At 69.1% G+C, this 14,659-nt stretch carries 7 protein-coding genes; 2 read left to right on the plus strand and 5 right to left on the minus strand.

Going from position 1 to position 14,659, the window contains the following annotated elements:
* Positions 1 to 24: 24 nt before the first annotated feature.
* Positions 25 to 3,333, plus strand: coding sequence for an arabinosyltransferase domain-containing protein (locus tag BLV31_RS01435; protein WP_064061902.1), 3,309 nt, complete (start codon positions 25 to 27; stop codon positions 3,331 to 3,333).
* 50 nt (positions 3,334 to 3,383) lie between these two features.
* Positions 3,384 to 3,818, plus strand: a complete 435-nt coding sequence (locus BLV31_RS01440; protein ID WP_033097841.1) for a hypothetical protein — start codon at positions 3,384 to 3,386, stop codon at positions 3,816 to 3,818.
* A gap of 82 nt (positions 3,819 to 3,900) precedes the next feature.
* On the opposite strand, the gene BLV31_RS01445 is transcribed toward BLV31_RS01440, so the two are convergent.
* From BLV31_RS01445 to BLV31_RS01465, 5 genes are all read right to left on the minus strand, one after another.
* A complete protein-coding gene (locus BLV31_RS01445) occupies positions 3,901 to 5,442 on the minus strand; it encodes an acyl-CoA carboxylase subunit beta (protein ID WP_064061903.1) in 1,542 nt (513 codons plus the stop codon).
* Between the two features lie 8 nt (positions 5,443 to 5,450).
* Positions 5,451 to 10,379 carry a polyketide synthase Pks13 gene (pks13, locus tag BLV31_RS01450; protein ID WP_139192995.1) on the minus strand — a complete coding sequence of 1,643 codons (4,929 nt, stop codon included), beginning with the start codon at positions 10,377 to 10,379 and terminating at the stop codon, positions 5,451 to 5,453.
* 53 nt (positions 10,380 to 10,432) lie between these two features.
* Complete coding sequence (gene fadD32, locus BLV31_RS01455; protein WP_006553446.1) at positions 10,433 to 12,322, minus strand: long-chain-fatty-acid--AMP ligase FadD32; 1,890 nt, start codon at positions 12,320 to 12,322, stop codon at positions 10,433 to 10,435.
* 683 nt (positions 12,323 to 13,005) lie between these two features.
* A complete protein-coding gene (locus BLV31_RS01460) occupies positions 13,006 to 13,965 on the minus strand; it encodes a cutinase family protein (protein ID WP_064061904.1) in 960 nt (319 codons plus the stop codon).
* Between the two features lie 20 nt (positions 13,966 to 13,985).
* The gene (locus BLV31_RS01465; RefSeq protein WP_072740470.1) at positions 13,986 to 14,546 is read right to left on the minus strand and encodes a DUF732 domain-containing protein; all 561 of its coding nucleotides are present in this window, start codon (positions 14,544 to 14,546) and stop codon (positions 13,986 to 13,988) included.
* Positions 14,547 to 14,659 lie beyond the last annotated feature (113 nt).

Here is a 14,659-nt window from a genome sequence, read left to right on the forward strand (position 1 = left end):
CGTCGCCGGATACCATCGACTCCCGTGCCCGACGACGTGACGACCTCACCCGCGCCCGCTCCGACCGCCCCCCGGTCGATGGGCGAGGACCTTCGCACTCGGTACCGGACTGCGCGACTCGTCGCCGTCGTCGCCGGGTTGCTCGGCATGATCTTGGCGCTGGCCACACCGTTTCTCCCGGTCCGCGTGACCGAGGCGACGATGTCGTGGCCGCAGGACGCGGCGGCGACCGACGTCGAACTGCCGCTGATGTCGCAGGTCCCCCTCCAGCTCCGCGCCACCGTGCCGTGCAGCGCCGTCGCGGAGATGCCCGGCGACGGCGGGATGCTGCTCGCGACCGCCCCCACCAACGGGCAGGACGCCGCCCTCAACGCGATGTTCGTGCGGGTCGGCGCCGAGAACGTCGACGTGCTCGACCGCAACGTGGTGGTCGCGACCGCGCCGCGCGCCGACGTCGAGTCGGGTGCGTGCAGCGAACTGCAGATCTTCTCCGACTCCGAACGCACCACCGCCGAGTTCGTCGGCCTCTCGGACGAGAACGGCAACCCGCGGTCGGGTGAGCTCACCGGCGACCTGCGGCCGCTCGTCGTGGGCGTGTTCAGCGACCTGCCGACCGCGGTTCCCGGCCTCGACGTCACCGTCGATGTCGATTCCCGGTTCACGTCGTCGCCGACGCTGGTCAAGTCCCTCGCGATGGTCCTCGCGGTGCTGTCGACGGCACTCGCGCTCGGCGCGCTGGCCAAGCTCGACGGCACGGACGGTCGCGGTCACCGCCGCTTCCTGCCGTCCCGCTGGTGGAAGTTCACCGGCGTCGACGTCGTCGTGGTCCTCACGCTCGTCGGCTGGCACTTCTTCGGCGCGAACACCTCGGACGACGGCTACCTGCTGACCATGGCCCGGGCGGCGGAGAACTCCGGCTACATGGCCAACTACTTCCGCTGGTTCGGTGTCCCCGAAGCTCCCTTCGGCTGGTACTACGACGTGCTGGCGGCGTTCGCGAAGATCTCCACGGCCAGCCCATGGATGCGCATCCCGGCACTGATCGCCGGAATCCTGTGCTGGATGGTCATCAGCCGTGAGGTGGTGCCGCGTCTCGGCCGGGCCGTGCGGCACAACCGCATCGCACTGTGGACCGGCGGACTGGTCTTCCTCGCCTTCTGGCTGCCCTACAACAACGGTCTGCGGCCCGAGCCGATCGTCGCGCTCGGTGCGCTGCTGACCTGGTGCTCGATCGAACGCGCCATCGCGACCGGTCGTCTGCTGCCCGCCGCGACGGCGGTGTTCATCGGCGCCTTCACCCTCGCCGCTGCACCGACGGGCCTGATGTGTATCGCCGCGCTCATCGCCGGCATCCGGCCGATGACGCGGATCATCGTGCGCCGCCACCGCGAGGTCGGCACCCTGCCACTGCTCGCCCCGATCGGCGCCGCCGGGATGCTCGTGCTCGTCGTGGTGTTCTCCGACCAGACCCTCGCCGCGGTCCTCGAGGCGACCCGCGTGCGCACCATCATCGGCCCCAACGAGGAGTGGTGGAACGACTTCCTCCGCTACTACTACCTGATGGTGCAGACCGTCGACGGTTCACTGCCGCGCCGCTTCGCGTTCCTCACGATGCTGCTGTGCCTGTTCACGACGCTGTTCGTGCTGCTGCGCCGCCGCCGGATCCCCGGCGTCGCCGTGAGCCCGACCTGGCGTCTGCTCGGCATCGTCTTCGGCACGATCTTCTTCATGATGTTCAACCCCACGAAGTGGACCCACCACTTCGGGGCGTACGCAGGCATCGCCGGATCGCTCGCGACGGTCACGGCCGTCGTGGTCTCCGCGAGCGCATTGCGGTCGCGGCGCAACCGCACGATTTTCCTCGCCGGAGTGCTGTTCGTCCTGGCGGTGTCGTTCGCCGGCATCAACGGCTGGTGGTACGTCTCGAGCTACGGCGTGCCGTGGTTCGACAAGACCGTCTCGCTGAGCGGCTACCAGTCGAGCTCGCTGTTCCTGGTCCTGTTCGGTCTCGCCCTGGTGCTCGTCGCGTGGCAGTACCTCCGCGAGGGCTACGCACCGCCGCCGGAGTCGGCCGAGACGAAGAAGGGCCGGCGGATCCGCGCCCTCGCGGCTGCGCCGCTCACGGTCGTCGCCGCGGTGATGGTGCTGTTCGAGGTGCTGTCGCTGCTCAAGGGCGCGGTGTCGCAATACCCGGCGTACTCGCTCGCTCGCTCCAACATCGGGGCGGTCGCCGGGCAGACCTGCGGTCTCGCGAACGACGTGCTCGTCGAGGCCGACCCCAACGAGGGACGCCTCGAACCGATCATCGACCCCGCCGATCCGCCGGCAAACGACGACCCGCTCGCCGGTGCGGCGCCGCGCGGTTTCACTCCCGACGGCGTGCCGTCCGACCTGACCGCCGACTACGTCGAGGTCAAGCCGGGCCAGGGCAACACCGACAACCAGAGCGTCGGCCCGACCTTCGAGACGGGCGCGGGCGGCGGCACCACGGGTGGTTCCGGTGAGCAGACCGTCAACGGCAGCACCGTGCGTCTGCCCTTCGGGCTCGACCCGTCCGTCACCCCGGTGCTCGGCAGCTACCAGGAGGGTGTGCAGGAACCCGCCGCGCTCACCTCCAGCTGGTACGCCCTTCCCGGGATCACCGACGAGACGCCGCTGGTGATCATCTCCGCGGCCGGTCGCATCTGGTCGTACGACGACACCGGTGCACTGACCTACGGCCAGTCGCTGCTCGTCGAGTACGGCACCCGCCAGGCCGACGGCAGCGTCGAGGCGAAGGGCACCTACCTGCCGCGCGACATCGGCCCCGCACCGTCGTGGCGGAACCTGCGTGTGCCGCTCGCCGACCTGCCCGACGACGTCGACGCCGTCCGCATCGTCGCCAACGACCCCAACCTCACCGGCGACCAGTGGCTGGCGTTCACGCCGCCGCGCGTCCCCACCCTCGAGCGGCTCGACGCCCAGCTCGGTTCCGAGCAGCCGCTCCTGCTTGACTGGGCCGTGGGTCTGCAGTTCCCGTGCCAGCGGCCGTTCGACCACTGGGCCGGTGTGGCCGAGATGCCGAACTACCGGGTCCTCCCCGACCGTCCGCTCGCGGTGTCGTCGACCGACACCTGGCAGTCGGCCGACAACGGTGGCCCGCTCGGCTTCGCGGAGGTCCTGGCGCGACCCGAGCAGGTGCCCACCTACCTCGAGAACGACTGGGGGCGCGACTGGGGTTCGGTGGAGCGGTACGTGCGCTTCTACCCGAATGCGCAGCCGGCCGAACTGACCACCACCGAGGTGACGAGGTCCGGGTTGTGGAAACCCGCGCCGATGCGCGTCTACGAGTGACGGATGAGGCGCGAGTAACGGAAGTGACGCCGACGGGCGACACACAGGGCATGACGACCTCGAGAAAGATCGCATTCACGGCAGCCCTGGGCGCGGCGCTCGCGCTCGGTGTGGTCACCGCTCCCGCAGCGTCCGCGGAGCCTGTGGCGGCTACGACCCTGAGCCCTGTGATCGGCGCGGTCGGTGGCACCGGTTCCGCAGGGTGGGGAGGTCTCCTCGTCAACGAGGGCGTGACCGTCGGTGTGGACCCCGAGCGTCCCGGCTTCTCGCGATTCGGCAGCAGCTTCCAGTGCCCGTGCCTCGTGAACTGGACGAACGTCACCACCGGACAGCGTGGCACCGTCACCCTGCCGATCTACCCGCCCATCCCCTCCGCAGGATGGGAATACCCCTGGTTCGAGACCGGCTCCGGACGTATCGAGGCGGTCGTGACGACCACCGACATCACCTTCCTGCCGGGCCGGGGTTCCTGGACCGTGCCCTGACCCCCGGCCCGGTGGGGCGGCGTCGGATACACACGACGGGGCCTGTGCACGCACTGGTGCACAGGCCCCGTCGGCAACGGCTCTACAGCGGCAGCAGGTGATGCTTCCGCGGGTTCTTGAACACTTCCTTGTCGCGAAGAAGGTTCAGCGCCTTGCGGATCTCGAGACGGGTGGTCGACGGCTCGATCACCGCGTCGACGTATCCGCGCTCGGCCGCGATGTACGGCGTGGCCACGTGCTCGTTGTAGAAGTTGATGAGCTGCTGGCGCACCGCGGGAGCGTTCTCGCCCGCGGCCTCGATCTGCCGGCGACCGATCACCGCGACAGCCGATTCGGCACCCATCACGGCGATACGCGCGGTGGGCCACGCGAAGTTGATGTCGGCGCCGAGCTGCTTCGACCCCATCACGGCGTAACCGCCGCCGTAGGCCTTGCGGACCACGACGGTCACCTTCGGGACCGACGCCTCGACATATGAGAACAAGAAGCGGCCGCCACGCTTGATGACGCCGATCTTCTCCTGCTCGACACCGGGCAGGAAGCCGGGGGTGTCGACGACGAACACGAGCGGGATGTCGTAGGCGTCGCACACGCGCACGAAGTGCGCGGCCTTGTCGGCAGCAGCCGCATCGAGTGCACCCGACAGGTACAGCGGCTGGTTCGCCACCACGCCCACCGCCCGGCCGTCGACGCGGGCGTAGCCGGTGATGATGTTCGGCGCGGTCTGTGAGCGGACCTCGAGGAACTCGCCGTCGTCGAAGATCTTCAGCAGGATGTCGTGCATGTCGTAGCCGGAGTTGTCGGCGTCGGGCATGAACGTGTCGAGTTCGAGATCGTCGGGCGTGAGCTCCGGTTCGAGACCGGGATTGATGATCGGAGGCTTCTCCTGCGCGTTGGACGGCATGTAGCTCAGGTACTGCCGCACCCACTCGAAAGCGGCCTTCTCATCCGGCGCGACGTGGTGCACGTTGCCGTACTCGGCCTGCTGACGGGCACCGCCGAGCTCCTCGAGGCTCACGTTCTCACCGGTGACCGCCTTGATGACGTCCGGGCCGGTGACGAACATGTGGGCGCCTTCGGTGGCGACCACGACGTCGGTGTTGATCGGCGCGTAGACCGCACCACCGGCGCAGTTGCCGACGATCACCGAGATCTGCGGGCACAGACCCGACAGCGGCTCGTGACGCTTGCCGATCTCGCCGTACCAGGCGAGCGAGGTGACGGCGTCCTGCACGCGGGCACCACCGGAGTCGTTGATGCCGACGACGGGGCAACCGATCTTGAGGGCGAAGTCGAGGACCGCGGCGACCTTGCGGCCGAACATCTCACCGACGCTGCCGCCGAAGACGGTCTGGTCGTGGGAGAACACCGCGACCGGGCGGCCGTCGACCGTGCCGTGCCCGACGACGACGGCGTCGCCGTACATCGCATCGTCGCGGCCGGGCGTCTTCATCAGCGCGCCGATCTCGACGAAACTGCCCCTGTCGAGCAGCATGTCGATGCGCTCGCGAGCGCTCGGGATGCCCTTCTTCGCGCGCTTGGCGATCGCGAGTTCGCCGGCAGGCTCCTTCGCGATCTCCAGCTTCTCGCGCAGCTCGGCCAGCTTCTGTGCCGTGGTGCTCACTTCTTCGTTCAGCTCCTCGAGGCCTCGATGTCGGCCAGCTTGCGGGTCAGGTCTTCCCCCACCTTCGAGATGTACGGCTCGTCGACGATCTGCAGGTGATCGCCGCCGACGTGCACGACCTCGAGATCCGCGACGACCTCGCCCCACCCACCGTCGGGCAGCCGGGTCCCGAAGGCCGGCTCGAGATCGATCGCGTCGTCGTGATACTTGTCGGCCATGTACAGCACGACCTTGCCGTCGTAGGGCAGCAGATCCGCGGTCTGGATGGCGCGGTTGTCGAGCCACGACGTGCGCTGGTGCTCGATGATGCCGCCGGGGATCTGCGCCCCGCTCAGCTCGAGCAGACCCATCAGGATGCCGATCTGCTCCTCGTCGCTGCCGGCCTCGGCCAGCAGGTCGTAGGGCAGCGGCGCGTCGACCCCGTAGGTCTTCTTCGCGAACGCCGAGTAACGCTGCCAGCGCTTGCGGATCTCGTCGGGCGTGTCCTCGACCTTCTCACCGGCCATGACGGTGTCGATGAGGCCGACGAGACGCACGTCCTTGTCCTCCTCGCGGAGCAGACGGGCCACCGCGTAGGCCAGGACACCGCCGAGCGACCAGCCGCACAGCACGTACGGGCCGTCGCCCTGGATCTCCTTGATGAGCGGCAGGTACGCCTGTGCGCGGGTGTCGATCGGGCCCTCGGTGCGCTCGAAACCGAACACCGGGGTGTGCGCGGGCAGGCGGCGCAGCAGCGGCTCGTACGCGACCGTCGAACCACCCGCGGGGTGGAAGACGAAGACCGGCACGGTGTCCGATCCCTCGGCGCGGGGCCGCAGGGTGCGCACGAGTCCGTCGATGCGATCGGCGGATTCGAGATGCTGACGGACGGTCTCGGCGAGCTGCTCGACGGTCGGGGCGGAGAGCACGTCGTCGACGGTGATCTCACCCTCGGCCCGCTCGGTCAGCCGTGCCGCGAGCTTCTCGGCGACATCGCGGTCGAGCTTCGGCAACGGGTTGAAGATGCCCTTGGCCGACTTGCCCGTGACCACGGCCCACGAGGCGAAGGTCAACCGTTCCGCGGCGTCGCGCGGCGGCACGTCGACACCGCTCGACTCCTGCTCGGGCTCGGCCGTCTCGGGCGCGGTCTGTGCTTCGGCTTCGGCTTCGGCTTCGGCTTCGGCTTCGGCGAGAATCTGCTCGGCCTCGCCCACCGCGGTGGTGTCCTCGACCTCGGGAAGATCGTCCTGCTCCGCAGCGGCGGCGCGTTCGGCTGCCTTCTCGGCGGCCTGCTGCTCGGCGAGCTGCGCGACCTCCTCGCGGTTCTCGACGGCGTATCGCAGGTACTTCGCGACGTCGCGCAGGCTCGCGTCCTTGACCGCCGACAGCTGCAGCTGCGGGATGTCGAACTCGTACTCGACGCGGTTCTTGATGCGGACCGCCATGAGCGAGTCGAGGCCCAGCTCGATGAGCGGGATCTCGGCGGGCAGATCCTCGGGCGCATAACCCATGGACTCGGCGACGATCAGCGTCAGGCGGTCGTCGAGGCTCTGCGATCCGTTGGGATCCCACTGGTCGCCGAACGACTCGACGACCTCGGGAAGCTCCTCGGCCTGCGCGGCCGGCTTCGCGGCCACCGCGACGGGCGCGGGCAGCGGCTCACCGGATGTGACGACACCCTCGTGGACGAGCGTGAAACCGTCGCCGGTGTTCGCGTGCACCTGCAGTGACGCGCCACCCGGGTGCCGGGTGAGCGTCGTGGTGAGGGTGCCGGTCGCGGGGACGTCGGTGTGCGGGATGGACGCGGTGAGCGTGACATCGGACAGCACCTGCGAGGCCGCCGCGACGACCAGCTCGGCCGCATCGGTGACGGCGGATGCCTGCACCTCCCACACGTAGCGGCCGTCGGGCAGTGCGACCCGGGCGCCGGGCGCGCGGCCGTTGCCGGAGGTGCCGATGCTGGCGTCGACCCAGTACGGCTTGCGCAGGAAGGCGGTGCGCGGCAGGTCGGCGTAGTCGCCTTCCGGCAGCAGCGTCCTCAGATCGACGGACTGCCCGTGCACGTACAACTGCGCGAGCGCGGTCAGCACACCGAGGGACTCGTCCTCCTTGCGCTTGAGCGTCTGGATGAACTGGCCGTCCTGCACACCGGCGTCGAAGGCCGTCGCCGCGACCGACATGAGCGTCGCGGGGTTGGCGTTGAGCTCGACGAAGGTGGTGTGCCCGTCGGACAGCGCCTGCCGGATCGCCTGCGTGAAGTACACGCTGTGGCGCATGCCCTTGGTCCAGTACTCGACGTCGTGGATGCCCTCGTGACCTGCGCGGTAGAGGGTCTCCTGGTCGACCGACGAGTACAGGTCGACCTTCAGACGGTGCGGTTCGATGCCGGCGAGCTCGGCTGCGAGCTCGCCGAGGATCGGATCGACCTGCGAGGTGTGGCTCGCGCCCTTGGTCTGCAGGACCCGGGCGAACTTCTCCTCGGCCTCGGCACGCGCGACGATCGCGTTGACCTGCTCCTGCGGGCCACCGATGACGGTGTGCGTCGGCGCCGCGTAGACGCAGACCTCGAGCTGCGGGAAGTCGGGCAGCACGTCGGTGATCTCGGCGGCGCTGTACTCGACGAGCGCCATGAGGCGGATGTCGTCGCCGGTCAGGCCGGATTCGGCCTCACCCATCAGACGCGAACGCGAGCAGATGACGCGCACGGCGTCCTCGAGCGAGAGTCCGCCCGAGATGTAGGCGCCGGCGGCCTCACCCATCGAGTGGCCGACGACCGCGGCGGGCTCGGCACCGTGGTGGCGCAGCAGCGCGGCGAGACCGATCTGGATCGTGAAGATGCCGACCTGCGCCGTCTCGACGTCGTAGTCCTGCGCGTCGTCGAGGAACTTCTCCTTCATGGAGTAGCCCGACTCGTCGTAGATCAGCTCGTCGACCTCGTCGACGGCCGCCGCGAAGACCGGGTTCTCCAGGTACAGCTGCTTGGCCATTTTGCGGTGCTGGGCACCGAAGCCGGAGAGCACCCACACCGCGCCCTTGGAGGCGGGAGCGTCGGCGGTGAACACGCCCTGCGCGGGCTTGCCGGCGGCGACGGCACGCAGACCGGCGATCGCCTCACCGTGGTTGCTCGCCACGACGATCGCGCGGGACCGGCCGTGATTGCGACGAGCGAGCGTGCGGGCGACGTCGGCGAGCGGCGTCGTGCTGCCCTTCTCGGTCTCGAGCCAGTCGGCGAGATCGGCGGCGGCACGGCGGCGACGCGACGGCATCGCAGCGGAGACGGCGAGCAGGACGGGCAGCTCGCGGGCCTGCTCGGTGGTCTCCGCGGCGGGGATCTCCTCCGGCAGGACCTCGACCTCGGCCTCGGACGCTTCGAGCCCCTCGGGGCCGGTGTACTCGCGCACGACGACGTGCGCGTTCGTGCCACCGAAACCGAAGCCGGACACACCGGCGACGGCGCGACCGGTGTAGCGCGGCCACTTCGCGCCCTCGGGGATGACCTTCAGGTGCGCGCTGTCGAACGGGATGTACGGGTTGGGCGCCGTGTAGTTGAGCGTCGGGGGCAGCTGATCGTTCTGCATCGCGAGAACGACCTTGATGAGACCGGCCGCACCCGCGGCGGACTCGAGGTGACCGAAGTTGGTCTTGGCCGAACCGAGCAGGACCGGCTTGTCGTCCTCGCGGCCACGACCGACGACGCGGCCGAGCGCGTCGGCCTCGATCGGGTCGCCGAGCACCGTGCCGGTGCCGTGCGCCTCGATGTAGTCGACACCGGACGGCAGGATCTGCGCGTCGCGGTAGGCGCGGCGCAGCACGTCGACCTGCGCTTCGGGGTTGGGAGCGGCCAGGCCGTTGGAGCGGCCGTCCTGGTTGACGGCCGAACCGGCGATCACCGCGAGGATGTCGTCGCCGTCGCGCTCGGCGTCCTCGAGACGCTTGAGCACGACGAGACCCCCGCCCTCGGCGCGGATCATGCCGTCGGCGTCGGCGGAGAACGCCTTGATGCGGCCGTCGGGTGCCATGACGCCGAGTTCGTCGAAGCCGAGGGTGCCGGCCGGGGCGAGCAGCATGTTGACGCCACCGGCGAGGGCGACGTCGGCTTCGCCGTTACGCAGCGCACGTACGGCCTGGTGCACGGCGACCAGCGACGACGAGCACGCCGTGTCGAGCGTGACCGACGGGCCGTGGAAGTCGTAGAAGTACGACACGCGGTTCGCGATGACCGCGGTGGAGGTGCCGGTGAGCGCGTAGGGATGCGCTGCGGACGGATCGCCGACCGCGAGGAGCATGTAGTCGCTCGCCGAGCTGCCGATGAACACACCGACCGAGCCGCCCTTGAGGTCGCTCGGCGGGATGTGCGCGTGCTCGAGTGCTTCCCAGGTCAGCTCCAGCGCGAGGCGCTGTTGCGGGTCGACCATCTCGACCTCGCGCGGCGACATCGCGAAGAACTCGGCGTCGAAGCCCTTGACGTCGTCGAGGTAGCCGCCCCTGGTGTTGGCGTTGCGGATCGACTCCCACACGGCGGGATCGTTCTCGAACTCCGACCAGCGGCCCTCGGGCAGATCGGAGATGCCGTCGCGTCCGGACGCGAGCAGCTCCCACATCTGTTCGGGGGTGTCGACGTGGCCCGGCAAACGGGTGGACAGACCGACGATGGCGACGTCCTTCGAACCCGCCGCGGCACCGACCGTGTACAGGGCGGAGTCGTCCTCGGCGGGTGCCTCGGGCTCACCTTCGATGATGCGCGTCGCGAGCGACGCGATCGTCGGGTGCTGGTAGGCGATCGTCGCGTTGAGGGTGACACCGAGGAGTTCCTCGATCTCACCCGCCATGGCGACGGCGTCCCGGGAGGACAGCCCGAACTCCTCCATCGGACGATCGTCCGAGATCTGGGAGACCGGCTGCCCGGTCGCGTCGGCGATCCAGTTGCGCAGCCATTCGCGCAGCTGCGCAACCGTCATTTCAGTGTCAGACATCAACCCACCACGCTACCCGGGAAAGAGGACATTCGTTCTTACACGCTGTCCGGGAAGGCCTGCTGCTGGTAACCACCACGCAGCGTTCCCTCGACATATGCGGTCTTGCACGCCCGACGCGCGATCTTTCCGCTGGACGTACGGGGGATCGAACCGGCCGGCACGAGCAGCACGTCGCGGGCGGTGACACCGTGCCGGGACGAGATCGCGGCACGTACCGCGTCGGCGATCGGCTGCGGATCGGCCTTGCCGGCGCCGGGAGCGCGCTCGGCGACGATCACGAGCTGCTCCGACGAATCGTCGGCATCGAACTGCAGGCCGGAGGCGTCGTTGTCGAACACCTCGCGCGGCAGCTGGTTGGCCGGCACCGCGAACGCCGCGACGAAGCCGGGACGCAGCGCGGAGCTGGCCTCCTGCGCCGAGAACTCGAGGTCCTGCGGGTAGTGGTTGCGGCCGTCGACGATCACGAGGTCCTTGACGCGACCGGTGATGTAGAGCTCGCCGTCGATGTAGACGCCGTAGTCGCCGGTGCGCAGCCACTTGCTGTCGTCCGGGGTGCCCTCGGCGTGGCTGCCCTCGGCCAGACGCTTGGTGATGCGGTTGTGGAAGGTGTTGTCGGTCTCTTCCTTGCGACCCCAGTAGCCGATGCCCATGTTCTCGCCGTGCAGCCAGATCTCGCCGACCTGCTCGTCGGGCATCTCGGTGCCGGTCTCGGCGTCGACGATCGCGGCCCACTGGCTGCGTGCGACGTAACCGCAGGAGACCTGCGGGATGGCGTTCTCGGCATCGGGCTCGACGCGCATGACCCGGCCCGCGTTGAGTGCGGTGCGGTCGACGTAGATGACCTTCGCCTCGTCGCTGTGACGGGTGGAGGAGACGAACAGGGTGGCCTCGGCCATGCCGTAGGACGGCTTGATCGCCGTGCGGGGCAGACCGTAGGGCCCGAATGCCTCGTTGAACTTGCGCATCGACGACGTGGTGACCGGCTCGCTGCCGTTGATCAGGCCGATGACGTTGCTCAGGTCGAGTTCTTCGCCCGGCTTGGGGACCGCGCGTGCCGCAGCGTGCTCGAACGCGAAGTTCGGGGCGGCGGCGAAGGTGCCGGCACCGTCGGAGACGGCGGCGAGCTCGCGGATCCAGCGGCTCGGCCGGGCCACGAAGGCACGCGGGCTCATGATGGTGATGTACTTGCCGCCGACCGCGGGCAGGATCACCGTGAGCAGGCCCATGTCGTGGAACAGCGGCAGCCAGGTCACGCCGCGCGACGACTCGTCGAGTTCGATGGAGTCGGCCATCTGGATGACGTTGGTGAGCACCGAGCGGTGAGTGATCTCGACGCCGGCGGGAACGCGGGTCGAGCCGGAGGTGTACTGCAGGTACGCGATGTCGTCGGTGCCGATGGGCGGCCGGTTCCAGGACTCGGCGACCGAGTCGGGGATGGCGTCGACGGCGATCACGCGGGGACGCTGCGCAGCGGGGAGCGGGCGGAAGAACTGCCGCACGCCGGCCGCGGACGAGGTGGCGGTGAGGATCGCGCTGGGGGTGCAGTCGCCGAGAACGGCGTGCAGGCGATCGGTGTGGCCGGGCTCGTCGGGATCGAACAGCGGCACGGCGATGGTGCCGGCGTAGATCGCGGCGAAGAAGGACACGACGTAGTCGAGGCCCTGCGGAGCGAGGATCGCGACGCGGTCGCCGGGAGCGGTGACCTGTTGCAGGCGCGCGGCGATGGCCTTGATGCGCACGCCGAACTGATCCCAGGTCAGCTCGTGCACCTCGCCGTCGCGTTCCCGCGAGTAGTCGATGTACCGGTAGGCGAGGTCGTCACCGTTTGAAGCGAAGTTCCCCTCGAGGTGATCGAGCAGGGTCTGCCCTTCAGGCAGCCTGATCCGCCCGTTCTCATCGATGAACTCTTCGAACCCGACGCTCAATTCCTTCTCCCTGTCGAAGCGATCCCACAACCACTCGACATGGTTGCGCCACTAACTTTTCCTCCGCGCCGGCGGATCGTCGTACCGATACCGCCCCCCACGGCTTCCGGCGGTCCGTTCCTCGAACGTGTCCATCGACCCCAGATCACGAATATGTTACAGATCGGCATCACGCGCACCCACGCAAAGTGCGGTCGCCGGGAAGAACGCTTCCCCTCGCACACGGGAAACACAAAGATACGACATGGTCGTCTTCACACACACATTCCGCGCCCGTCGAACGAGACGAGCACACGATCCGATTGTGTGCGAGGGTTTTTCGACGCCGACACCGACCGACGGTGCAACCCGCCGCCCTCTGCTGCCCAGGATCGGCGCCCCGGTACGTACGCCCGACCGAGGCGAGAGCTCGTGACAAGGATCATTCCCGGTCGCGGGCCGTCGCTACGCCCCCGGAGGGGGCCGGCCGTTCGCCGTGCCGTCACTGGCACCATGAACCTCTTCTCCTGTGGCAGTCGTCGTGCGCCACGATCCCGGACGGCCGGGCCGCAGCCGAGGGATGAGTCTAAAGGCAGCCCGTCTTTCGAGTGTACCGGGTGGTGAGATCGGACACTACCGGCGAGTAATATGTGGGAGGGTTCACTCGGACCCGAACCTCCGCCGCGTGCAGCGACGGCCGCACCTCATTCTTCTGCGGGTTCCGGTGCGGCATCGATCTTCTCCGTCGCCCAGTTCGCGATCCACTGCGTCGCGGTCGTGCCGTTCTCGTCCACGACGTAGGTGTTGTACATCGCGTGGATCGGGTTGTTGACGTACTCGAGCAGGCGCGGAGCGGCCGACATCCAGTTGGCGGGATTCAGCGCGTTCGGTGGTGCGTCACAGATACTGTCCGTGGGCGCGCAGATTTGGATCGTGCGGTCGTCGAGCTCCCCGAAGCCACCGGGACGCGCGCCGGTCATCGTGATCCCCGGCAGCCGCAGGCCGTCGAGCGACAGTTCGGCGCCCACTCCGGCGACGGGCGCACCGATGTCGGTGCCCGAGACCCCGTCGCGGCGACCGTCGGCAACGAGTGCGACACCGAGCACCCGGTCGGCGGGGACCGGGCCGTTGCCGGCACCGATCTGCGCGGCGACGTCGCCCACGATCACGGCGCCCTGCGAGAAACCGGTGAGCACGTAGGTGGTCAGCGGGCACTCGGCCGAGCGTCGCGCGAGGATGTCGGTGGTGGCCGCGAATCCCTCACTGCGGCTGTTGTTGTAGGACTGCTGGCCGTCCGGCGGGATCGCGATGGGGTTCGAGAACTGCGCGACGTACGGCACCGTGTAGACATCGGCGCGTTGGGCATCGAAACGCTCCTGCAGCGGCCTCGTCACGTTGAGCATGAGCGAGTACGGGTTCGCGGCCGGAGCGTACGGATCGTCGCCCACCGCGGACTCCCAGGTGCCCGGCACCGCGACGACCTGCACGTCGGGGCACGAGGCCGGCTGCGACTGCGGCTCCTCCGGCCCGGGCGGGGTAGGAATCGGCGACGGGATGTCCAGCCGCCCCGCGAGCATGTACCAGAGCACCAGCACGATCGCCAGGACGAGCAGCGCCCCCACGACCACGATCCTGCGTCCGCGACGCTGCTTCGTCCTGACCATTCGTGCTGTCCCCGCGTTCCCTAGTTGCAGTACGTCTCGCCGGCGACGGCGATGTACGTGTCGGCCGTCGAGGAGGCCTGATCCTCCGACAACTCGACACCACCGGCTGCAGCATCACTACCCACGAGCGCGGTCACGAACACCTTGATCTCCTCCGGCGACCCGCCCTGCGCCTGGGCGCTGCAGATGTAGTCGGCGATGTTCACCGCGCCGGTCTCGTCGCTGGGCTCGACGCCCTCGGCGCGGAGACCGTCGAGGAAGGCCTGTGCGCCGGGCGTGGGAGCGGGTGCTACGCCCGTGTCCTCTCCGCCATCGTCGTCTCCGGCAGCGGGCGAGGACGGAGCCGGGGACGCCTCGCTCGTCTCGGTCTCGCCCGTGGTCTCGGCCCCGGCCGCGCCGGGGGATGTCTCGGCCGCGGAGGTCGATGTCGACGCCGAGGTTTCCGTGGCGGCAGACGTCGTCGGCGTGTTCGTCGCGGTGGAGTCGTCGCTTCCGCACGCGGAGAGAACGGCCGTGGCGGTCAGTGCCGCAGCGAGGGCGCCGAGGACTCGGGTCGAGCGTGAGCGGGTCCGTGCAGGCATGTGGTGGGGTCCTCACATCCGGGATGTCGGTCGAACTTGGTCAGATGCGCCCCAGGCTACAGAGCGGCCCGTGCGGCCGGTAGGAGCGTCCCTCCTCCCCCGGTTACACGGGC

Source organism: Rhodococcus pyridinivorans (genome assembly GCF_900105195.1).
Classification (GTDB): domain Bacteria; phylum Actinomycetota; class Actinomycetes; order Mycobacteriales; family Mycobacteriaceae; genus Rhodococcus; species Rhodococcus pyridinivorans.

Coding starts and splice junctions, on each gene's coding strand:
- BLV31_RS01440 (WP_033097841.1), top strand. CDS start 3,384: ATGACGACCTCGAGAAAGATCGCATTCACGGCAGCCCTGGGCGCGGCG.
- pks13 (WP_139192995.1), bottom strand. CDS start 10,379: ATGACGGTTGCGCAGCTGCGCGAATGGCTGCGCAACTGGATCGCCGAC.
- BLV31_RS01460 (WP_064061904.1), bottom strand. CDS start 13,965: ATGGTCAGGACGAAGCAGCGTCGCGGACGCAGGATCGTGGTCGTGGGG.
- BLV31_RS01465 (WP_072740470.1), bottom strand. CDS start 14,546: ATGCCTGCACGGACCCGCTCACGCTCGACCCGAGTCCTCGGCGCCCTC.